The organism is Streptomyces caniferus (genome assembly GCF_009811555.1).
Taxonomy (GTDB): domain Bacteria; phylum Actinomycetota; class Actinomycetes; order Streptomycetales; family Streptomycetaceae; genus Streptomyces; species Streptomyces caniferus.
Genome location: NZ_BLIN01000005.1, coordinates 4,732,196 through 4,754,749, shown reverse-complemented (window position 1 = coordinate 4,754,749; position 22,554 = coordinate 4,732,196). Strand labels below are relative to the sequence as shown.

General features: G+C 71.3%; 14 protein-coding genes, 1 tRNA gene and 1 other RNA gene. 6 read left to right on the top strand and 10 right to left on the bottom strand.

Annotated features, from left to right (window positions below; all coding sequences use genetic code 11):
• Positions 1-136: 136 nt before the first annotated feature.
• Entirely contained in the window at positions 137-2,719 is a 2,583-nt protein-coding gene (locus Scani_RS37380) for a DNA polymerase III subunit gamma and tau (RefSeq protein ID WP_159482082.1), read from the bottom strand.
• A 45-nt stretch (positions 2,720-2,764) separates the two neighbouring features.
• Positions 2,765-2,863: signal recognition particle sRNA small type (ffs, locus tag Scani_RS37375), an RNA gene on the bottom strand.
• Positions 2,864-2,994: 131 nt separating this feature from the next.
• Between ffs and Scani_RS37370 the strand changes: the two genes are divergently transcribed.
• Together Scani_RS37370 and Scani_RS37360 are read left to right on the top strand one after the other, a co-directional pair.
• A tRNA-Ser gene (locus tag Scani_RS37370) sits at positions 2,995-3,082 on the top strand.
• A 1,996-nt stretch (positions 3,083-5,078) separates the two neighbouring features.
• Positions 5,079-6,038: a hypothetical protein gene (locus tag Scani_RS37360; RefSeq protein ID WP_246296381.1), complete on the top strand. Its 960-nt coding sequence runs from the start codon at positions 5,079-5,081 to the stop codon at positions 6,036-6,038.
• Positions 6,039-7,151: 1,113 nt separating this feature from the next.
• Here the strand turns inward: Scani_RS37360 and Scani_RS37355 are convergent.
• From Scani_RS37355 to Scani_RS37340, 4 genes are all read right to left on the bottom strand, one after another.
• A complete protein-coding gene (locus tag Scani_RS37355; protein WP_159482081.1) occupies positions 7,152-8,807 on the bottom strand; it encodes an APC family permease in 1,656 nt (551 codons plus the stop codon).
• 279 nt (positions 8,808-9,086) lie between these two features.
• Entirely contained in the window at positions 9,087-10,928 is a 1,842-nt protein-coding gene (locus tag Scani_RS37350) for an ABC transporter ATP-binding protein (RefSeq protein WP_159482080.1), read from the bottom strand.
• A gap of 294 nt (positions 10,929-11,222) precedes the next feature.
• Positions 11,223-11,372, bottom strand: coding sequence for a hypothetical protein (locus Scani_RS37345; protein WP_159482079.1), 150 nt, complete (start codon positions 11,370-11,372; stop codon positions 11,223-11,225).
• A 635-nt stretch (positions 11,373-12,007) separates the two neighbouring features.
• Positions 12,008-12,910: an MBL fold metallo-hydrolase gene (locus tag Scani_RS37340; protein WP_159482078.1), complete on the bottom strand. Its 903-nt coding sequence runs from the start codon at positions 12,908-12,910 to the stop codon at positions 12,008-12,010.
• Positions 12,911-13,038: 128 nt separating this feature from the next.
• On the opposite strand from Scani_RS37340, the gene Scani_RS37335 reads away from it, so the two are divergent.
• Positions 13,039-13,611, top strand: a complete 573-nt coding sequence (locus tag Scani_RS37335) for a TetR/AcrR family transcriptional regulator (protein ID WP_159482077.1) — start codon at positions 13,039-13,041, stop codon at positions 13,609-13,611.
• Positions 13,612-14,121: 510 nt separating this feature from the next.
• On the opposite strand, the gene Scani_RS37330 is transcribed toward Scani_RS37335, so the two are convergent.
• Complete coding sequence (locus Scani_RS37330) at positions 14,122-14,841, bottom strand: TetR/AcrR family transcriptional regulator (RefSeq protein ID WP_159482076.1); 720 nt, start codon at positions 14,839-14,841, stop codon at positions 14,122-14,124.
• A 174-nt stretch (positions 14,842-15,015) separates the two neighbouring features.
• Here Scani_RS37330 and Scani_RS37325 point away from each other — a divergent pair, with 174 nt between their 5' ends.
• Positions 15,016-16,758: an FAD-dependent monooxygenase gene (locus Scani_RS37325; RefSeq protein ID WP_159482075.1), complete on the top strand. Its 1,743-nt coding sequence runs from the start codon at positions 15,016-15,018 to the stop codon at positions 16,756-16,758.
• Positions 16,759-16,799: 41 nt separating this feature from the next.
• Here the strand turns inward: Scani_RS37325 and Scani_RS37320 are convergent, their stop codons facing one another.
• Entirely contained in the window at positions 16,800-17,516 is a 717-nt protein-coding gene (locus Scani_RS37320; protein ID WP_159482074.1) for a TetR/AcrR family transcriptional regulator, read from the bottom strand.
• A gap of 117 nt (positions 17,517-17,633) precedes the next feature.
• Here Scani_RS37320 and Scani_RS37315 point away from each other — a divergent pair, with 117 nt between their 5' ends.
• Together Scani_RS37315 and Scani_RS37310 are read left to right on the top strand one after the other, a co-directional pair.
• Complete coding sequence (locus tag Scani_RS37315) at positions 17,634-18,131, top strand: nuclear transport factor 2 family protein (RefSeq protein ID WP_159482073.1); 498 nt, start codon at positions 17,634-17,636, stop codon at positions 18,129-18,131.
• 118 nt (positions 18,132-18,249) lie between these two features.
• A complete protein-coding gene (locus tag Scani_RS37310) occupies positions 18,250-19,095 on the top strand; it encodes an NAD(P)H-binding protein (protein ID WP_159482601.1) in 846 nt (281 codons plus the stop codon).
• Between the two features lie 12 nt (positions 19,096-19,107).
• On the opposite strand, the gene Scani_RS37305 is transcribed toward Scani_RS37310, so the two are convergent.
• On the bottom strand, positions 19,108-20,016 hold the full coding sequence (locus Scani_RS37305) for an ICP22 family protein (protein ID WP_174872808.1): 909 nt from the start codon (positions 20,014-20,016) through the stop codon (positions 19,108-19,110).
• A gap of 276 nt (positions 20,017-20,292) precedes the next feature.
• Positions 20,293-22,452, bottom strand: a complete 2,160-nt coding sequence (locus tag Scani_RS37300; protein WP_159482072.1) for a nuclease-related domain-containing DEAD/DEAH box helicase — start codon at positions 22,450-22,452, stop codon at positions 20,293-20,295.
• Positions 22,453-22,554 lie beyond the last annotated feature (102 nt).

Here is a 22,554-nt window from a genome sequence, read left to right as displayed (position 1 = left end):
CCTACGCCGGAGGGAGGAGCACGGGTGTACGCCTGGTGTACGCCCGCTTACCCACTCTGCGCCCCTGCCCCGGCCCTGCCGGCGCGCGCCGCCCACGCGCTGTTGATGCGTCAGCTACTCATTGTCGACTCGTCGACTACTCGTTGTTGAACTCTTCGACCACCGTCGCGCCGAGTTCGCGGACGATCAGGTCGTGGCCGCTGAGCGCGGAGTCGACGAGGTCGGGGTCGTCCTCGGCCGGCATGTCGTACTCGATCGACATCGGGGGCTCGGGCGGGGTGTACGAGGCCTCCGCCGCGGGCCCCGACTGCCCGCCGCCCGCGGACGCCGACGGGGAGACGGCCTCCCGCGCCATCCGCGCGCCCTGGCTGCCGCCGGCGCTGCCGCTGCCGGCTCCGCCACCGCCCTGTCCGTACTGGCCCCCGGGCGACGAGGGCGCCGACGGGCCGCTCTGCTGGGGTGAGGACTGCTGTCCGCCCTGCTGCGGCGCGGCGGGCGCACCGCCGAAGCCACCGCCCCCTCCGCCGCCGAAGCCGCCACCGCCACTGCGGGGCGCACCGCCGGCCGGCGGATTGGCGCCGCCCGACGGGTCGACGATCGCCTCGACCCGCCACTGCACCTGGAACCGCTCGGCCAGCACGTCCTTGAGGACGTCCTCGCTGCCGCCGTTGGCGAAGCTGTCGCGGGCACCGGCGTTGGGGAAGCCGATCTGCAGCGTCGTGCCGTCGAAGCCGGAGACCTGGGCGTTCTGGCTCAGCAGGATCCAGGTGAAGCGCCTGCGGGCCTTCACCGCATCCAGGATGTCCGGCCACATCTGCCGCACCTGAGCGGCACCCTGAGCCGCCCCCGGGGCCGCCGCGGCCTGCGGCTGCTGGGCTACGGGCGCGGCCGGACCGGCCGCCGGACCGGGCGCGGGCTGCGGCGAGGGAGCGGGCTCCCCGCCCTGCGGCGCCTGGCCGCCCTGCCCCGGAGCCACGGCCGTGGGCCACCCACCGGGCTGCCGTCCGGCGCCCGGGCCGCTTCCGCCCGCAGCACCTCCACTGCCGGCGCCGGGGCCGTTCCCGCCCGCAGCACCGCCGCCGTTGCCCCTGCCCGTGCTCCCGGGCCAGGCCCCCGGCCGCGCGGCCGCACCCTGGCCACCGCCCGGCGCACCGCCCTGCGGAGCCTGCGCCGGGCCGCCCTGGACCGGGCCGCCCTGGGACGCCGCCGCACCGTCACCGTCGCCCCGCTGCTGCTCCCCGCCGGGCGCGGCCGCACCGGCGTTCGGCGCAGCGGGAGCGGGAGCCGCCGGGGCGGGTGCCGCCGGGACAGCGGGAGCCGGGCCACCAGGAGCCCCGGCACCGCCACTCGCACCGCCGCCCATCGCGCCCCGCACCGCGGCACGCGCGGCTGCCGGTCCGGACGGCCCGGCAGCCGGCATCGCCGGATGCGCCTCCGGCCCCGGTACGTACTCGGCCGCGGGCCCGCCACCGGACGCCACCACGGGCGCCCCGGCCCCGGGAGGGGCGCCGGGCCCCGCGCCGCCGCCCACGCCGCCGGCTCCGCCCAGCAGCGCCGCACCCGCGCCACGCTCCAGGCGATCCAGCCGCGCCTGCACCGACCGTTCGTCGTCGTACGCCGCGGGCAGCAGCACCCGCGCGCAGATCAGCTCCAGCTGCAGCCGCGGCGAGGTCGCCCCGCGCATCTCCGTCAGGCCCGTATTGACCAGATCCGCGGCCCGGCTGAGCTCCGCCGCCCCGAAGACGGACGCCTGGGCCGTCATCCGCTCCACGACGTCCGCCGGGGCGTCGATCAGCCCCTTCTCCCCCGCCTCCGGCACGGCCGCCAGGATCACCAGATCCCGCAGCCGCTCCAGCAGGTCCGCAACGAAGCGCCGCGGGTCGTTGCCGCCCTCGATGACGCGGTCCACGACCTCGAAGGCCGCCGCCCCGTCCCCCGCGGCGAAGGCCTCCACGATCGAGTCCAGCAGCGACCCGTCGGTGTACCCGAGCAGGGCCGTGGCCATGGCATACGTCACACCGTCCGCGGCGGCGCCGGAGAGCAGCTGGTCCATCACGGACATCGAGTCACGCACCGACCCGGCCCCGGCCCGCACCACCAGCGGCAGCACCCCGTCCTCGACCGGGATCTCCTCCCGCCCGCACACCTCGGCCAGGTACTCCCGCAGCGTCCCCGGGGGCACCAGCCGGAACGGGTAGTGGTGCGTACGCGACCGGATCGTCCCGATGACCTTCTCGGGCTCGGTCGTCGCGAAGATGAACTTCAGATGCTCCGGCGGCTCCTCGACGACCTTCAGCAGGGCGTTGAAGCCCGCCGAGGTCACCATGTGCGCCTCGTCGATGATGTAGATCTTGTAGCGGCTGCTGGCCGGCCCGAAGAAGGCCTTCTCCCGCAGCTCACGAGCGTCGTCCACGCCACCGTGCGAGGCGGCGTCGATCTCGATCACATCGATCGAGCCCCGGCCGTTCCTGGCCAGGTCCTGACACGACTGGCACGTCCCGCAGGGTGTGGGAGTGGGACCTTCCTCACAGTTGAGGCAGCGCGCCAGGATCCGCGCACTGGTCGTCTTGCCACAACCTCGCGGCCCGCTGAACAAATAGGCGTGGTTGACCCGGTTGTTCCGCAATGCCTGCTGCAGCGGATCGGTCACGTGCTCTTGCCCGATGACCTCGGCGAAGGTCTCGGGGCGGTAGCGGCGGTACAGCGCAAGGGACGACACGCATACGACGATATCGGGCCGCACTGACAACCGACCGGCCCCGCAAACGCAAGCGCCCCCCACGCACCCGCCAGAGCCGACCTACCCTTGCTGCCTTCCGGCCCTGGGGGAGTTCAGTCAGATAGCGCCACGTGAGGGGCTGCGCACCACAGTAGCGGATCCCCCGCCCGAGAAACGACCCGGACTCCCGCCCCCGACCCACTCCACTCCCTCGCCGACCCCTGCCCCCGGATCATGTTCGCGAGCACTCCCCAACGTCTTGTATTGTTTGCGGCGGAGGATTCGCCTAGTGGCCTAGGGCGCACGCTTGGAAAGCGTGTTGGGGGCAACCCCTCACGAGTTCGAATCTCGTATCCTCCGCCAGTGCTCTCACCGGGCACAACGTCGAAGGGCCCCACCGCTTGCGGTGGGGCCCTTCGCGGTTCTCCCGTCTCACTTCTCGCCCCAGTTGGCTCCGGGCAGCACCCAGAGCGCGTCTGCGATCCGCTGCGCGACCTGGCGGAGCATCGCCCCCGTCACGTGCATGCACCGAGCGCGCATCCGGGCCGCGCCCCCGGGCCCCATGACCGCTCGACCGCAACGTCCGGGGCACCTAGGAGCAGCAGAACGCTCCCTACTGTGTGTGATGCGCATCACGAAGTTGCCCGTCCTGCACGTTCGCGTCCCGAAGAAGTGGCGCCCAGACGTGGAAGTTGGCGTTCGGGCCGAGCGGACCTCTAATCGGTGAGGCGAAGGACATACCCCTTGCCCTCCCACTCCGTACCAGCCGCGTGCCGCTGCCGGCCCTGGGCTCCCGGTGCTGCCGAGAATCTTGATCAGAGGACCAGGCAGACCGATGGTGCGCCGGCCCGCACGCGACGTGGTGGACTTGTGCTCCAGCTGGGGCCTGACCGGTTTCCGGCCGCGACCTTCGCCGTTTGCGGCCTCAGCTGGTCACCTCGCCGAGCAGCCCGAGAGTGCCACTGCCCCGAGCAGGACCCCACCTGCTGGCCAGGCCTGTCATGTAGCAATCATCAGCGCACCCATCACTCCGGAACCATGTGATCGTCGTCAGACCACGCCATAGGGCGCCCCCTGGCTCCGTAGATCCGTGAGGTGGGCACACGCGCTACGCCAGCTCCGCAGGAGATCTTGTCCGACGATCTCGATCTTCCGTGCCACAGTCGGGCTTCGCCCTCAGCCGTCGCCACAACAGCAGTGCCTGCACCTCGGACATCGTCGGGCCATGGGCGGCCCGGATCACTCCGACCACCCAACCCACGTCCATCCACAGGAGGCCGAGGATCCCTCGGCGGCGGAGGCCGAGGGCAAGGGCGATGGCTCTGCGGGCGCTGTGCGGTGCCGCTCCACCCCTTTTCAAGATCCACTACACCTGCTCATTCGACTAGGGCTCGGCCAAACTCCCCTTCGAGGCGGCCGCCTTGGCGATGGTGGCGGGATCGACGGCGAAGTGACGTCTTCGTACAGCTTCGGTCAGCGCCGAACATACGGTCCGGAGCGCCTGCTGGCCGGATCCGACCGAACCCCCGCCGACCTGCACCTTCTTGTGGAACCTTCCCAGCACTCCCGTTTCACCTTCGCCAATCGGCGAGCGCCGACGCCGGATATGGAGGGGGAGAGCGCGACGCGCTAGCCATCGATGAGGTTCTGAAACCGTGCCCGGGGGGGGCGAAGTTCTCCACCCAGTAGGCGGACGGGATCTGACTGTTCACGTTTGACCGACCTCACGGACGTTCCAGAATCACGCCGACGCTCCAGTTCGCTGAACGTCTTGGCGAATGGGCCGCGGGTCTACTCGCCTGACGGATTGCGGCTGGAGGTGTCGTCGTCTCATCCATGCCCACGGCCGCCCCATGAAGGAAGTCTGGCCAGGAAAGCGCTGATGTGCAGGTCGTGGCATGTCTCTGGGGCGCCTGGATGTACTGCCGCAAAACCCCGCGACCTGGGCTCGTGTGAGATCCCAGCACCTGTCAGGCAGAGGGTGATTCTGCAGCCCTAGACGTCGTCAGGCACGGCCCGCGGGGGCCCATCCGCGAAACGCCCTATGAGACAGCGCGAACACTGTGCGCAGCGTTCCAGGCAATGCGGTGCCAGGTTCGCACGCAGAGGAGCGGGGTGGATGGGTAGAGCGAGACGGCGCGACCTACCCTCAGATCCCGACCATCCGAGGGAAAAAAATAATCAGAAAATGACAATAGCGGTCTTGATTATTGATTGATTGGCCACTCATGGGCGCAGTGCAGCAATCAAGTGTCGGCCGAAGGCGCCCTCCCCTAGCATCCAGAGAGAAAGTGAGGCGCACATTCGCGCCACATTCGAACTTGCAAGAATCCGACACAAAGCCAGGAAAGGGCAGGACGTGACCGAGGAAGAAAGCGACGATCCGCGCACATACTCGGAGATCATCGAGGTGACGCCCGATAAGTGCTCAACCTGGATGGAAAAGAGGACATGCAACCGTGTCCCCTTGAAGCGTTCCAACGTCGACAAGTTCAAGAGCATTCTGCGCAATAGGCAGTTTCGCACCACGCACCAAGGCTTCGCGCTGGACTGGCATGGCTGCCTCATCGACGGACAGCACCGAGCAGCTGCCATTATCGAGACCGGCGTTACAGTGACCGCGCAGGTCACGTACAACCTCAGCCCGGACACCTTCGCTGCGATCGACGGCGGTCGCGTCCGTTCGGCCGGCGACTTCGTCGCGCAGATCACGGAGATGAAGCAGAGTAACTCCAACGTCTATGCGGCCGCGCTGAAGATCCTTGCAAACCGCGCAAAGGGATTCCACTGGATGAGGTGGACCAGCGGGCGGCTGACTGCCGAACAGCTGCAGGAGCTGGTCCCACGATGGCCGGTCGACGAAGAGCATATCGTCCGCCTGGTGAGCACGGGAAAGCAATGCCACGCCAGCGCGACGGGATTGATTGTCGCGCACAAAATCATTACCGAAGTATGGCCGGACAGCATCGCCGATCTATTCTTTGATGGCATCGGCGAGGCCAGTCGAGAATTCGTCGGAAAAGACCCTCGAGCCTTGTACACGAACACCATGATCAATGTGAATCGTGGGCTCGTGAGCAGGGACAGTGTTCAGCAATCAGCTCAGGCCATTAAAGCGTTCAACGCCCTGGTTTCGGGTGAAGCCATTGGCACTCTCAAGAAAATGAAGGCGGCCGGCGTGAAGATCATCAAAGATCGACGAACAGGGAAAGAGATCCAACAGGAGTACCCTCCGGATCGATATCCTGAGGTTATTCAGCCTGCCATCAACATCAGTGACAAGTGGCTCGGTAATGCCGACAGAGGAGCGATCGGGTAGGTGCATCTCACGAGACGCTCCGCAACGAGCAGCCCAGACGACATAGGCGGCTCGAATGTGGAACATTTCGAGCATGGTAGTGAGATTGCAATAAGCGCGACGGAAAGCGTGGGTACCCTCCGCTCGCTGAAAGGCCTGACCGCTCGTCGGTCCGGACCTTCGTCGCGTTCGGCCGTCTATCAGGCAAACGAGGGCCCGACTGCTTTGAGGCCGGTGCCTTCGTTCTTCGGGCAGTGCTAGTCGTTTTGCCGGCGCGCACTGGTGCGTCAGGCGGGGCACTCGCGCCGGAACCGGGGCGTGGGCGGGGGCAGTGGTTCCGACGACTAGAGCGTGTGGGCCGGCTCCTGGCGGATCGCGGGGCCCGGCACCTCGGCCACGTCGGCCTCTCGCGTTCCGGTCATGCTCGAGTCGCTGCACCAGCCCGATCGACGTATGCAGCGATCGAGGGCCCGGGCTATCCAGGACGGGGCCGTGGCAGGCAGGTCGCCACGGCGCAGCGGCCGGCGCGCAGCAGGCCGCGACAGTGAAGGCCAGCGCATGGCCGTGAGCCGGAGCTTCGGCGCTCGTCGAGCCTCCCGATGCCGGTGTGACCGCGCGGACGAGTCCGCTCTGAGGGCAGCCACGGCGCTCAGGAGGGCAGGCCCGACGGCGCCGCTGCGCCTCGCTCTGCCCTCGTACATCCCCTCGTTGGTATCTGACGTCGGGGAGTCGGGGCAGTATCCCGCCCAGTAGTACGGTCCTGGCGGCCACGCCGAGGGCTACGAGCGGGCTCCCCAGCGCCAGGGCCCCAGCCCTCCGGATAGGTCTGGGTGACCACGGAGAGGGGGCGTCAGCAGTGCGACGTCGGTGGCGAGGCCGCAGACAGCGCTGGCCAGCGGGAAAACCTCGACGCCGACGAGGAGGGGCTGGTCATGACGCCTTTCGCTGCCTGGATTTCTCCGCTACCGGCTGAGCCGCCCCCATGGTGCGCGCCGACACTCCCTGGGCAATGGGAGGGTCGTGGCAGGGCTTGGGCAGCCACGCACTTCATCGGCGCGGAGACGCTGACGTGCCCCGGCCCCGGACCATACCGGCACACCCGATGAATTCCTGTCGCGCCCGTCGACGTGACCGTCACCGCGCCGCGCCGGGCGCCGGCGGGACCGACTCGCCCTCCTCCTCGTGCTGGACGGCGGCGTCCACGGCCTCGGGGGGCATGGCCAGGCGTACGGCGGTGTAGAAGATGGCGAGGCTGAAGACGATCACGATGATCAGGTCCCACCAGGCGGGGAGGGCGCGGGTGCCGCCGTAGCGGCCGAAGCGGCCGATGAGGATCATGCCGCCGAGCCAGGGCCATACCCAGAGCGCCGACTTGGCGCGCAGGCCGCTGCGTTCGGCCGCCGGGATGCCGCGGCGGGTGAGCGCGAGGACGACGAAGCCGAGCAGGGCGGCGATGCCGAGCTTCCAGTCCGCCTCGTATCCGGACCAGTAGAAGATCAGGTTGGCGAAGACGAAACCGGCGGGCGCCAGTACGGGGCCGGCGGGCAGCCGGTAGGGGCGGTTGCGGCCGCCGTCCTGGAGGCGGAGGGCGTACAGCGCCACCGGAGCGAAGGCGTACATGATCGCCGCCGCCGAGGTGACCACGCTCACCAGCGCCTGCCAGCTGGGGAACGGCAGGAAAGCGATCTCGCCGACGACGAAGGCGAGGATGATCGAGACGACCGGCACCCGGCTGCGGCCCACCTGGGTGAGGGACTTGGGCAGGACCCGCTCGCGTCCCATGGCGTAGGAGAGGCGCGCGGCACCGGCCATGTAGACCAGGCCGGTGCCCGCCGGGGAGATGACGGCGTCGACGTAGAGGATGGTCGCCAGCCAGCCGGCTCCGACGACGGTGGCCAGCGTGGCGTAGGGGCCGAAGTTGCCCTTCCCCACGGGGTTGTCCCAGCTGTGGCTGACGACGTCGGGGTTCAGGGCGGCGAGGAAGGCGATCTGCAGCAGGAGGTAGAGCGCGGTACCGACCGCCATCGCCACGATCACCGCCCGGGAGATGTCGCGCTGCGGGTTGCGCGCCTCACCGGCCAGCTGGATGGCCTGCTCGAAGCCCAGTAGCGCGAACACCACACCGGCGGGCAGGGCCGCGAAGACCCCGTGCGCTCCGTGCGGGGCGAAGCCGCCGCCCGCGGTGAAGTTGGAGCCGTGGAAGGACAGGGCCATGAGGACCGCCACGGTCAGCAGGGGGACGGCCGTCTTCACCACCGCGGTCACCGAGTTGATCCCGGACAGCAGGCGCACGCCGAGGACGTTGATGATCGTGAAGATCAGCATGAAGACGCTGGCGATCACCAGTCCGGCCCCGGTGAGGGTGCCGTTCGGGTGCAGGACGTGCACCTGGTCGTGGACCCAGCCGATGCGGTCCATGTACGAGAGCGTGGCCTCGACCTCGATCGGCGAGATCAGGACCGACCGCAGCCAGGACATCCAGCCGGCGGTGAAGCCGACCAGCGGGCCGAAGGCGAAGAAGGGGAACCGGGCGGTGCCGCCCGCGATCGGGTACGTGGCACCCAGCTCCGCGTGGGCCAGCGCGAGCACGGCGAGCATCGTGGAGGCGAGTACCCAGGAGACGAGGGACGCCGGGCCGGCGATGACGGCGGTGGTCAGGGCGCCCAGCAGCCAGCCGGAGCCGATGATCGATCCCAGGGAGATGAACATCAGCCCCCAGAATCCGACCGCCCGGTGGAGGTGGTGGGCTCCGGCGGCGCTGTCGCTCCCCGCTGCGGCTGGCCTCGTCACGCGCGCTCCTGAATCACAGGGCCATCTTGGTCCCGGGAGGCGGACCAGGCGGGTATGCGCCTTGCGTGTCGTCGTGGCTACCGAGAGTGAGGATGGGGGAGGAGGGGGCGGGCTTCTCCTCGTTTCAGGGTGCTGGTGGGGCGGTGCGGCGGGTGCCGGTGGTGGTCGTACGGCTCCGCCCCCATTGCGGGCGGCGATGGTGGTCGTACGACCCTGTTCCCCGTGCGGGGAGCAGGGCCGGGGCGGCGGGCGGCCGCTACCGCCCGTCGCCGGTTGCCGTCAGTGGCTGCCAGTCGGGCGGGCGAGGGGGTGCACCGAGCCGTTGCGGGGCGGCGGGTGGGCGTGGAAGAGGGTGGCGTACAGGCCGTTCTGGGCGAGGAGTTGGTCGTGTTCGCCCGACTCCACCAGGCGTCCCTCGTCCAGGACCAGGATGCGGTCGGCGTCCGTGGCGAGGTCCAGGTCGTGGGTGATCACGAGAGTGGTGCGTCCTTCGGCGAGGCGGCGCAGCGGCCCGAGGATGCGTTGGGTGGCCAGGGTGTCCAGGCCGGTGGTGGGCTCGTCGAGGATGAGGACGGGGGCGTTGCGCAGCATGGCACGGGCGATCGCGATGCGCTGCAGCTGGCCGCCGGAGAGCCGGGAGGTGCCCGGGGCGATGACCGTGTCGTAGCCATCGGGGAGGGCGGCGATGAACACGTCGGCGTCGGCGGCCCGCGCGGCGTCGATGACATCGGAGTGGGTCGCGTCGTCGCGTCCGCAGGCGATGTTCTCCTCCACGGTGTCGTGCAGGACGAGGGTGTCCTGGGGCAGCAGGGTGATGTTCCGGCGGAGCTGGGCGAGCGGCATCCGGTTCACGGGGATGCCGTCCAGCCGGACGCTGCCGGTGTCGGGGTCGTAGAACCGCAGCAGCAGGGCGGCCAGGGTCGACTTGCCCGCGCCGCTGGGGCCGGTGATGACCACCAGTTCGCCGGGCACCGCGGTGAACGAGAAGTCCTGGAGGACCTCTTGTTCGCCGCCCGGATAGCGGAAGCCGACCTCGCACACCTCCACCGCGCCGATGGCGCGGTTCGGCGCCGGGACGACGGTCGCGGGGTCCGGGTCGGTGACGGCGGGCGGGGCGTCGAGGATCTCCAGGAGACGTTCGGCGCCGGCGGTCGCCTCGGTGACCGTCAGACCGAGCTGGCCGAGGTCGCGGATCGGCGGGTAGAGGTAGCCGACGAACGCGGCGAAGGCCAGGAGCTGCCCCAGCGTCATCCGGCCCGAGGCGATCTCCCATGCGCCCAGGCCGATGATCGCCAGGACACAGAAGGTTTCGAGGACCTCGACCACCTGCCCGTACAGCTCGTTGAGCCGGGCGCTGGTGACCGACGCCCGCAGCCACTTGTGAGCCTCGCGACGGAGCCGCTCCCGTTCGTCCCCCTGCCGGTTGTACGCCTGGGTGAGGACGACATTGACCAGCCCTTCCTCGACCACCGAAGTGATGGCGCCGTCCGCCGCACGTTCCCGGCGGGAGACCTCCTTGACCCGGCCGGTGAAGCGGGTGGTGGCGAGCCAGAACAGCGGGGCCAGGGCGAAGGTGGCGAGCGCCAGGTCCCAGCGCAGCCAGAGGGCGGCTCCGGCGTAGAAGATGACGCCGAATCCGGCCGTGGCCGCCTGGACGAGGCCGGAGACCACGAGCTGTTCGATGGCGTCGACGTCGCCGGTCAGCCGCTCGACCAGGTCTCCGCGGCGATTGCGCTGGAAGAAGTGCGGCGGCAGCGTCTGGAGATGGTCGAAGACCCGGGCGCGTAGCCGCATCACGAACCGTTCCGCCGTCCAGGCGGCGAGCGAGTTGCCCAGGTATCCGACGATCGCACCGGCGACGGCCACGCCGAGCCACAGCCCGGCGGGCCTCCAGAAGGCGCTGACCGAGCCCTTCTGCAGGGCGTTGTCGGTGAGTTCGGCGAACAGCAGGATGGCCACGGTCTCCGCGCCCGCGGCGACGATGGCGGTGAGGCAGATCAGAAGGATCCAGCGCCGGTCGCCCCGGGTCAGCGGCCAGAAGCGCCGCACGGACTCCTTGAAGCCCACCCGTCTGGTACGGATCGACGTGTCCGCGACGAGCCCGCGGAACACGCGGTCCATGGCGGGGTCCGGGGCCGGCGTCGGCTGTGACCGCGCACCGGCCGGTGAATCGGGGGAGTTGTCGTCGGCATCGTCCGCCAGGGGTGTCCCCTCTCCAACGGGCGATGATTTCGTGCCTTCTTGAGGCGACGCCTTGGGGCGCTCTCCGCGCCGGCGTGAGCTGCGCAGGTGCATGATCGCTACGTCATCTCGTCGCTGGTCGGGTTGTTGAGCGGGACCGTGTGGCACCGCCCCCTAAAACGACGAGGCGGACCCGCGCCGTACGCGAGCCAGCCTCGAACTCAGAGGTGTGTGTCAGTAGCGGAAGCCACGCCTGAAGTTGCGGCCGCGACCGAACCTCCTGCGACGCCGACGTCCGCGGCCGCCGCTGCCGTAACCGTAGTCGTCGTCCCAATCGTCGTTGTGGCGATTGCGCCTTCTGGGGAAGACCTTGCGGAAGCTCATTCTCGCCTCCTCGTTGGTTTTTTCCTTGTTGTCGAACCGTTACCGGCTTCGACAACTCCCAAGCTACGACGCTCACCTGCCTCCAACAAGTGGAATTACGTGAAAATTCAGACATACACGGATATTCTCATAAATCCTCTCAAATAGTTGCGAGTGGTAACTCTCCGAATAGGGGTCATAGAGGGCCGAATACGGGCCTCTGGAGGCGGAGCGACCGGGAGCTGCCCCGACAGGCGCACCCCGGCCCGTCGGCAACCACACCTCGGCGGGTGCCCCTTCCCGCCTTTCGGGACATCAGGAGGGGGAAGCGCTCCGACTGCGCGTCAACTGACGGGAAGTCGGCCGTCGACTCGATGCCCCGCGGGTGGGATCGTCGCCCTCCGCGGTCTCCCGCCTCCGCGCGGTACAGGAAAACGAGGTGCGGTCGCGCGGAAAGCCGCGGCGACGCCGGTGGCGGCGAGGAGACCGACAGAGACCCGGAAGGCGTGCCGGGCGCCCGTTCAGGGGCGGCGAGGGCCGGTGCCGGGGGGCCGGCGGGTCAGTTGGAATCGCCGAACGAACACCGCCACGGGGCCGCCACGGGGGCGCCGGCCAGCGCATGGGCCGGTGCCGGCTGGGCCTCGCACCCTGTGGCGTCAGGGACGGTCCGGGGCGACGGCCGAGAGACGGTAGGCGTCGCCGTCGGATATCACCCGGCCCGCCGTGGGCGGTGGAAAGTGGCTGCCCAGGAGCAGGGTGTCGGTGTCGGCGAGCGAGGCGAGGAGGGCGCTGCGGGTCCTGGCGGCCTGTGTGGGGTCGACGTCCGCGCAACTGCAGATGTCGGGGCGCGGCAGCTGGACCGGGTGGTGGATGCAGTCGCCGGTGATCAGCGCCGTCCGCCCGGCGCTGTGCAGCTCCACGGCGACCTGGCCGGGCGTGTGTCCGGGGGTGGGCAGGAGGCGGACGCCGGGGACGATTTCGGTGCCTTCATCGGGTACCTCGATCAGGTCGAGCTGCCCGGCATCGCGGACGGGGTGGACGGAGTCCCGGAACATCTGGCGGCGGGCCTCGTCCAGCTCCTGGCCTGCCCAGTGGTCCCACTCCGTACGGGCCGTCAGATAGCGGGCGCGAGGGAAGGTGGGAACCCAACTGCCCTTTTCCGCGCGGGTGTTCCAGCCGACGTGGTCGGTGTGCAGATGGGTGAGGAGGACCAGGTCCACCGTCTCCGGTGCAAAGCCTGCCGCGGTCAGGCGCTGGAGGTAGTCGCTGTTCAGGTCGTTCCACGCGGGGTTGGTGCGGGGTTTGCCGTTGCCGATTCCGGTGTCGACGAGGAGGCGCAGACCCTGCACCTCTATCGCGAAGCTGTGGGTGGCCAGGCGGAGAGTGCCGTCGCGGTCGGTGAAATCACGCTGCAGCCACGGCGCCCCGGCCACCACGTCCGGAGTGGCGTCGGGCAGCAGCCACCGGCCGGTGGGCGCGGGGAGCGCGGTCTCGTCGATACGGCGGACGGTGATCTCGCCCACCGTCCAGGTGGGGACCGCGTCGCTGGCGGCGTGCATGAGCTGTCCTCTCGCGAACCAAAGGCAACATCTTTGCGTTAAGTGCCACGCTAACGCGCCTGCGGAGCTAACGCAAATGGATTGCTTTTATGTGGACCCGGGAGGCGCCGAGCCCGTAAGGTGGAGCCATGAGCCCCAGGCCGATGACCCGCCCCGGGGGACGCAGCGCCCGCGTCCAGGAGTCGGTGCACGCAGCCGTGCGTGCCCTCGAAGCAGAAGAGGGCCGCGCGGCACTGACGGTTCCCCTGGTCGCCGCTCGCGCCGGTGTCACGCCGTCGACGATCTACCGCCGGTGGGGCGACCTCCAGGAACTGCTGTCCGACGTGGCCGTCGAACGCCTCCGCCCGGAGACCCCGCCCGCCGACCACGGAGCGCTGCGCACGGACCTGGAGGCATGGGCCGAGCATTTCCTGGAGGAGATGGCCTCGCCCCCGGGGCGGGCCTACCTCCGCGATGCGCTCGCCGGTGATCCGGACGGCAGCAATGCGGGTCAGTGCTCCGCCTACGCCGCCGAGCAGGTGGACGTCATCCTCGCCCGCGCCGCCGACCGCGGCGAGCCGGTGCCGGACGCCGACCTCGTGATGGACCACGTCGTCGCCCCCATGATCTACCGGCTGGTCTTCCGGCCGGGCCCGATGGACGCGTCGTATGCGCGCGGCCTCGTGGAGGCGACGCTCTCCGGGCTGATGCCGCCGCGCTGACCGTCTGCTTCCCGGACGGTGCCGGGCCCGGCGGCGCGTTGGCCTGTGCTCCGCGCCCCGCGGCCCGACGGCCGCGAGCCCCTGCCGGACCTGCTCCCCGGCCCGGGCGCCCCGGCCCCATCACCGCCAGAAACCACCCCCCGCGGCACCACGAGGTCCACCGGGTGCAGCGTCACCACACCTCGCCGGTTCTCCCGGCCGGCCCCCTCCAAACTGAGCGCATCGGGCGCCGAGCCTCCCGTCCCGCGGTATCCGTCGCGGAGCCCCGTCGCTGCCCCGAACATGCGCATGCCCTCTCAGTGGATCGGATGGATCCGGATCGGATCACCGGGGCACTGAGAACGCTGGAGACGGAAGGGGAGAGGAGAAGGGAGGAGCGAGCAGGGCCCCGTCCCTGTGGTGCAGCGGACTCCGCCACGCACGCACGCGGGAGCCAGCCGGGGCGCCGGGCATCGGCCGCCCGGTATCGGCCCGCCTGGTATCGGGCATCAGGCCGCCCGGCACCTGCCGTCAGCCGTCGGCCCCCGGGGACGCCGGACCTCGCCCGGTGGCCCGCAGTCCCTCGATGAGAAGCCGCAGCCCGAAGGTGAAGTGCGCGGCGAAGTCCGTGCTGGTGAGCACCGGCAGCGCGGGGGCGAGGTGGGGGTACTGCGCCGGCGTCACCGCCTCGCGCAGCCGTTCGGGGTCGGCCGGCCCGTCGTCCGTGACCTGGCGGGCGGCCTGCTCCTCCAGGGTGTGGCCGAGGGTGAAGTTGACGACCGTGAGGGCGGCGCGGGCCGCGTCGTCGGGGGCGAAGCCCGCTTCCCGCAGCACACCGATGAGGGTGTCGGCAAAGCCGAGGGTGTGCCGGCCGGTGGAGTGCGTACCGGCGTAGACGCGGGCGCCGTCCCGGCGGCTGAGGAGCGCCGAGCGCATCCGGCGGGCCAGTTCGGCCAGCCGCTCGCTCCAGTCCGGCGACGGGAGCGGCCGGTCGAGGCAGTCGGCGAGCAGCGCTTCGGCCATGGCGGTCAGCAGCTCGTGCTTGGTCGCGAAGTAGCGGTACAGGGCACCGGCCCGTACGTCCATGGCCTCGGCCAGCCGCCGCATGGTGAGCGCATCGAGCCCGACCTCGTCCAGCAGCGCCAGGGCGACGTCGACGGTGCGCGCCTGGTCGAGCTTCGGGGGCCGGCCCCGTGTCGTGGTGGCGGCGGGACGGGCACCGGGAGGGCCGGGGGTTGACGCGGAACTCATGGCGCTCATTATAGTGAACGCTGTTCACGTGAACAGCGTTCACTAAATCATGGGCGTCCCCCTGCGCGATCGCGGGCCCGCCCTCACGGAATCCCCTCGCGGAATCCGCCACGGAATTCCCTCACCGAATCGCGATCGCCGCATCGCGAGCAGAACCTCGACCGGAGGCCACTCATGAATGCCGCCAGGGACATCGCCGCCGAGGCCGATGCGGAAGCCGATACGAAGGCCGCCGCCGAGCCCGGCACCGACGCCGAGCTCGACACCGATGTGATCGTCGTGGGCGCGGGGCCGACCGGGCTCCTGATCGGTGCCGAACTGGCGCTGGGCGGCGTACGGGTGCAGATCCTCGAACGGCGCACCGCGGCACAGCGGGACTCGCGAGCGCTGACGCTGCATCCGCGCAGTGTCGAGCTGATGGACCAACGGGGCCTGGTGGAACGGTTCCTGGCTCTTGGGCGCCCCGTGCCGGAGTGGCACTTCGCGGGGCTGGACACCCGGCTGGACTTCAGCGGCCTGGACACCCGGCACGGCTACACCCTGTTCCTCGCCCAGGCCCGTACCGAACGGCTGCTGGCGGAGCGCGCGAAGGAGCTCGGCGTACCGGTCCGGCGCGGCTACGAGGTGGTCGGGCTGCGACAGAACGCCGACGGCAACGGCGAGCACGCCGGGCGGCGGGGCGGGGAAACGGCCAAGGGCGGCGTCGAGGTGGAGGTCCGCGGCCCCGACGGCGCCGTGGAGACCGTCCGCGCACGGTATGTGGTCGGGTGCGACGGCGGGCGGAGCGTGGTGCGGCAAGCCGCCGGGATCGGCTTTCCCGGCACCGACGAGACGCTGAGCGGCGCGCTGGGGGACTTCGCGACCGTCGACCCGGTGGCCCTCGACCGGGCGCGGGCCCATGGCGTACTGGCGGTACCGCTGGATCCCGGGGCGGAGGACGACCACGGGGAGGACGACCCTGCGGAGGGGCCAGAGGGGCCAGAGGGGATGAAGGAGACGGAGGGCACGGACGGGCGGACGGGCGGCCTCACCCGGATCGTCCTCCTGGATCCGGAGCGGATCCGGACGCCGTCCGCAGAGCCGATGACGCTCGACGAGTTCCGGGCCTCGCTGCGACGGATCTGCGGCACCGACTGCGCTGTGGCGCAGCCCCGTTGGCTGTCGCGGTTCGGCAATGCCACCCGGCTCGCGGCCCGTTACCGTGCCGGGCGCGTCCTGCTGGCGGGCGACGCCGCCCACATCCACTTCCCGGCGGCCGGCCAGGGCCTCAACACCGGCCTCCAGGACGCGATGAACCTGGGCTGGAAGCTCGCCGCCGAGATCAACGGCTGGGCGCCCACCGGCCTGCTCGACAGTTACCACGCCGAACGGCATCCGGTCGGGCAGGCGGTCACGGAGAACACCGAGGTCCAGACGCTGCTGGCGGAGCTGACCCTGCTCCCTTCGTACCAGCGGCCGGCCGCCGCACTGCGGGCTCTGCTGACGGACCTCCTGGGCATCGAGGAGGTCAACCGCCGCCTGGCAGGCCTGGTTTCCGCGCTGGACACCGGCTATCCGCCCGCCGTCACGGACGCCGACCCGCTGGTGGGGCGGCGGATGCCCGATCTCGCGCTGACGGTGGCCGGTTCGGCGACGATACGCGTCTACGAACTCCTCCCGCACGGCCGGTTCGTCCTGCTCGACCTCGCGGGGGACGAGGAGATGCGGCGGAGCGTGCAGGCCGGATGGGGGAAGCGGGTGACCCCCCACACCGTGACCGCGCACGACTCCCGCGCCGACCTCGACGGGGTGCGCGAGATCCTCGTCCGCCCCGACGGCCATATCGCCTGGGCCACCCGCACCACGGACGTGCGGGCCCGTCGCATCGAGCGCTTCCGCGCACTGACGGGCTGGACCGGCCTCCCCGCGGGGGGATGAGCGACGGGCGGGGGGGATGAGCGACGGGCGGGGCGGCGGCTTCAGGCCGCCCGCCCCTCCTCCCCCAGCACCCTGGCCACGAAAGCGGCCAGTTGGGCCCTCAGCCGGTCGGGGGTCGCCCCTTCCTGGTCGGCGAGGTGCTCGACCAGATCGGCGCGGGTGGCGGCTAGCAGGACGTGCGCGGTGAAGTCGTCGGCCCCGGACCGGCCGTCCCCGGACCGGCCGTCCCCGGACGGAGCATCTCCGGACCGGCCACCCCCGGGCGGACCGGCCGTGGCGTCCGCCGTGACACCCGACGTAACGCCCGGCGTGGCAGCCGCCGCCGTACCCGCCAACCGGCCCAGCGTGTCCCGCAAGATCGCGTGCCACCACGCATAGGACGCCCCCTGGTACGGGCTGCCGCTGCTGGCCTCCTCCAGGGCAAGGGCGAGATGGCGGTGGTCGAGCTTGAAGCACAGCAGGGCGTCGAGCAACGCCGGTACCCGTTCGCGCGGTGCGGCCGACGGCCCGAGCGGCGCCGGGCCCTCCGTCACGGCCTGCCGCAGGGGCTCGATCCGTGCGTCGAAGACGGCCCGGATCAGGCCCGTGCGGTCACCGAAGCGGCGGAAGAGCGTCCCCTTGCCGACACCGGCCGCCGCCGCGATCTCGTCCATCGACACGCTGCGGGGGCTCGCACTGCGGGCGAAGAGCGCGTCGGCGGCCGTCAGAACGGCCTCGCGGTTACGGAGCGCATCCGCGCGCGCCTTGCGTTCGGCCATGGCAGAGCCCCTCTTTACGAAACGGACCGCCGGTCCGTATAGCCTCGGCATACGTAAGCGGACCATCGGTCCGCATCGTGCCCCAGTCTAGAGGCGGGCACCCCATGGAGGCATCCCATGAGCGAACGCGACCACCCCACGACACCAGCCCCGGCCCCGGCCCCGACAGCACCGACAGCACCGACAGCACCGACAGCACCGACAGACCTCTACCGCCACGGGCTGCAACTACTCCTGGACAAGGACATCGACGGCTGGGTGGCCCTGTTCGACGACCACGCGGTCTTCGAGTTCCCGTTCGCCCCCGACGGCTACCCGAAGCGGCTGGAGGGCAGGGCTGCCATCGCCGCGTACATGCGGGACTACCCCGATCACGTCGACCTCCACGCGTTCCCCTACCTGGAGATCCACCGGACCGAGGCACCGGACACCCTCGTCGTCGAGATGCGCGCCGTCGGCCGGATCGTGGCGACCGGCGCGCCGTACGAGATGGCGTACATCGCGGTGGTGACGGTCGTACAGGGCCGGATCACCCACTACCGCGACTACTGGAACCCGCTGGCCGTCCCGGCCTCGATGAACGAGGCGAAGGCCCCGCTCTCCCCCGCGTCCTGACGGAGTGACCATGACCGACCACGAGACCGCGACCAGCGGCAACGCCCCGACCGGCGACGAGACCATGACCAGCGGCGAGACCCCGGCCGACCGCAACGCCACGACAGGCGGCGAGACCATGACCGACCCCGACACCATCCTGGTCACCGGCGCCACCGGCAACACCGGCAGCCGCCTCGTGCCCCGGCTCGCCGCGCTCGGACACCCCGTCAGGGCCGCCGGCCGCCGTGCTCCCGAGCTGCCCGGGGCCCAGGGCGTCGCCTTCGACTGGTACGACCCCGCCACCCACGACGCCGCCCTGCGAGGAGCGGCCCGGCTCTACCTCGTCCCGCCCACCGCGGCCCCGGACCCGGCCGCCGTCATGCTCCCGTTTCTCGAACGGGCCCGTTCGGCCGGTGTCCGCCGCGTCGCCCTCCTCAGCTCCTCCGCCATCCCCGCCGGCGGTCCGGGGGTGGGCCAGGTGCATGCGGCACTCCCGGACCTCTTCGACGCCTGGGCGGTGCTGCGCCCCTCCTGGTTCATGCAGAACTTCACCGACCGCCATCCGCACGCGGAGAGCATCCGGACCAGCGGCGTCCTCCTGACCGCGACCGGCGCGGGCCGCGTCGGCTTCATCGACGCGGACGACATCGCCGCCGTCGCCGCCCACGCCCTCACCGACGAACCGCCCCTCCGCGGCGCCGACCTGGTGCTCACCGGTCCGCAGTCCCTGAGCTACGACGACATCGCCGCCACTCTCACGGCCCTCGGCGGCAGGCCGGTACGCCATCGCTCCCTCACCTACGACCAGCTGCACGACCGCCTGGCGGCCGATATGCCCGCGGGCTTCGCCACCCTGCTGGCCGGCCTGGACCGCGCCATCGCCGACGGTGCCGAGGACCGGGTCACGGACACCGTCGAGCGCGTCACCGGCCGGCCGCCGCGCAGCTTCCGCGAGTTCGCGGCGGCCCGGTGGGGCACCTGAGGGGGCCGCAGCTCAGCCCGCGGCTCCCAGGCGCATGGGACTTCCGGGGCTTCCCGGGCGCACCCGGTCCACGAGGTCGACCCGGCGTACCGGGTACGCCGGATGTGCCGGGTGGGCGTGGTTCACACGGCGCCTGTTGTCCACACGGCGCGCGTTCTTCGCCGGGTGCACGGTCTTGACCGGGTGCGCCGCGTTCACCGGGTGAGTGATCTTCACCGGGCTCGTGGTCTTCGTGGTCTTCATCGGGCTCGTGGTCTTGGTGGTCTTCGTGGTCTTCACCGGGTGTGCGGTGTTCACCGGGCCCGCCGCGTTCACCGGGTCCGCGGGCTGATCCGGGTCCGCGGGCTGATCCGGGTCCGCGGGCTGATCAGTGCTGTCCGAGTCCCCAAGGCCGTCCGGGCCGTCGGAGTTCTCCCTACCGTCGGGGTTCTCCGTACCGTCGGGGTTCTCGGTACCGGCGTTCTCCGGGCCGTCCGGGTCGTCCCGGCCGTCCGAACGCGCCGGGCCGTCCGAATCCTCCCGGCCGTCCGAACGCGCGGGGCCGTCCCCGTCCTCCGGGTTCTCCGCAAGCGCCGGGTTGTCGCGGTCGTCCCGGTCCTCCGGGTAGCGCGGGCCGGCCGCGCTCAGCCGCAGGCTCCCGAACCGTGCGTTGAGCCAGGATCCGGCGCGTACGGTCGTCACCACGGAGCCGGTGCAGTCGCGGCCGTTGTACAGGACGAGGTCGGTGGGGGTGTCGTTGTCCACCTCGCCGTACCCGTCGCCCACTCCGTAGCAGTGGTCGTCGCCGGGGTCCTCGATCCGGTACATCCGGTTGCCCTGCCGGATGTGGTACGTGATGACGCCGGAGACGGCCTCCGCGTCGGTCGGCCCGAACGCGGCGGACGCCCCGGTGATGGCCACAACGCCAAACAAAGCGATCATGCGTCGCACAGTCGGAACTCCTCGTCAGCATGGGCGGCGGTCCGGCCCTCGGGACCCCGTGCGGGATTTCGCCATGTGGGGTTCCCGACGACATATCGGGATATTCACCTCTGACGGGATATTCACCAGCCAGCAGGACCCCGCGGGAGGCAATGCGGGGTCCTGCGCCGCTGTTCGAGGGACGGACCGGGCGCCGGCCGGGGGCAGCGCCCGAGCAGTGACCAGGCGACGGCCAGGTGTCGGCGCCGGCCCGGTGGCCGAGCGGTGCCCGGGGGCTCAGCCCCCGCCCTCCGGCCGGACGCTGCCCAGCCAGAGGACGTCACGGGCGCGGGTCATCGCGACGAAGAGCTGACTGCGGGCCAGCTCACCGCGCTCGTCGGCCGTTTCGCCGGCCGGGCCGCCGTCCGGCTTCCCCGTCGGCAGGCACTCGTCGTGCCGCGGCAGATAGACGCGCTGGAACTCCAGGCCCTTGGCACGGCGGTAGCTGCCCAGTTTCACGGCCTCGACCGGATGCCCGTCGTACTGCTCCAGGAGGCAGACGCGCAGGCCCGCGCGGGTGAGCAGGCGCTGATAGTGCTCGATGGCGCGCTTCGAGGGGCAGAGCACGGCGGAGCCGGCCAGCTCCGGCGGCGACAGCGCACCCAGCGCGGCCACCAGCGCCTCGTCGTGTGCGGCGGGGGTGGGCAGCACCGCACGCTGTACCTGGCCGTCGTGGTAGGTCAGGTCGACGTCCCGCCGGCCGGGGGTCCGCATCCCGTCGAGGTCCTCGAAGGCGTCGTCGGCGACCACGGCGAGCGCGGTGTCCACGATCTCCTTGCTGTTGCGGTAGTTGGCCCGCAGGACCTGCCCGCGGTCCCCGCGGATGTCGATGCCCGCGTCGGAGAGCCGGAACCCGCCCGGGTAGACGGCCTGCTGCCCGTCCCCCACCAGCAGCAGCCCGTTCGGGCTGTCGCCGACCAGGGCGTGCAGCAGCCGCACCCCGACGAGCGTCAGGTCCTGCACCTCGTCCACGACGACGGCGGTGTAGTCGCTGTGGCCGATGCGGCCGGCCGCCTCGGCGAGCGCGAGGGAGAGCACGTCGTTGAAGTCGTGGACGGCGCGCTCGGTGCGCTGGGCCTCGTACGCCTCGTACAGGGCCCAGACGGCCTGCCGGTGCGGGCGGCGCAGGCCGGCGCGGCGGCGACGGCGGGCGAGCAGGGCGTACTCCTCGAAGGAGGTGATGCCGCGGCCCTTGATGACGTAGTTGATCTCCTCCTGCCAGTAGGGGGGCAGCGGATCGATCTCGGTCAGACAGCTGTTCCGGCCGACGTGTTTCCAGGCGAGGCTGAAGGCCGTCTCCGCCTTCTCCTTGTGCAGGTGGACGGGCACGCCCCGGCTGCGCAGATAGTCCCGGGCCCAGGAGTGCAGGCTGCGGAAGTCGATCCGGTCGGCCACCGCCGGGGCCATGGTCCCCAGGAAGGTGGCCTGCACGCGGGGGAGGTTGTTGGCGAAGGTGACGTAGAGGATGCGGCCGTTGGTGCGCTGGGCGAGGTAGGCCGCACGATGCAGGCCGACGACGGTCTTGCCGGTGCCGGCCGGGCCGCTGATCCTGGCGGGGCCGGCCCAGTTGCGGCGGACCAGCGCGAGCTGTTCGGGGTCGAGGAAGGTCATCCACTGCTCGATGGGGGCCCGGCGCGCTTCGTCGAGGGCGGCCTCCCGCAGTCCGTCGAGGTCGAAGAGCCCGTCGGCCCCGGCAGCCGGCGGACGGGCGGCGGCTCCCCGGGACGACGACGCGGAGGCGCCCGGCCCAGGAGCAGCGCCCGGGCCCGGAGCGGGGACCGGCCCCGGGACGGCGACCGGGTCCTCGTACTCGGGGAAGACCCGCGCCAGGTGGTCGGTGAGGGCGCGGACCGACTCCGCGGACAGCCGGGTGCGCTGCGACAGCAGCGCCGGGCCGATCTCGTGCTCGCCCAGCAGCCGTATCCGGCCCAGTTCCGCGTCGACCCGCTGCCCCGCGAAGGCCAGCACCGGACGCACCGCCACCGGGGACATCCCCAGGGAGGCCACCGCGCTCTCGGCGGCCTTGGTGACCGCGAGCAGCTTGCGCCGGTGCTCGTCGCGGGAGAACCCGCCGGCCCGCAGCCGGCCGCCCGAGGGCTCCGGCGCGGCCCGCCAGTTCTTGACGTCGATGACGAAGACGCCGCCGGGACCGATCAGCAGCATGTCCACATTGGCCGCGCGGGTGCCCGGCCAGCGCCGGTCCACCAGCAGCCGCCAGCCCCGGCCGGCCAGCATCAGCAGCTGGGCCGCGACCCGCCGCTCCCCCTCGCTCGCCGCCTCCCAGCGCTCGGCCCGCTGCCGGGCGGCCCGCCACTGTTCGCGTAACAGCCGCTCCTGCCGACGGGCCTCCTGCGCCCGCCGTGACGCCGAACCGCCCGGAGAACTCCCTGCCGCCATGGCCCGCCCCCTCACCGTTCATGGCCCCGTAGGCACGGGGTCACGAACCATAGGCCGATGGCACATGACGCGATACCGCGCACGGGAGGGGCACGGGGGCAT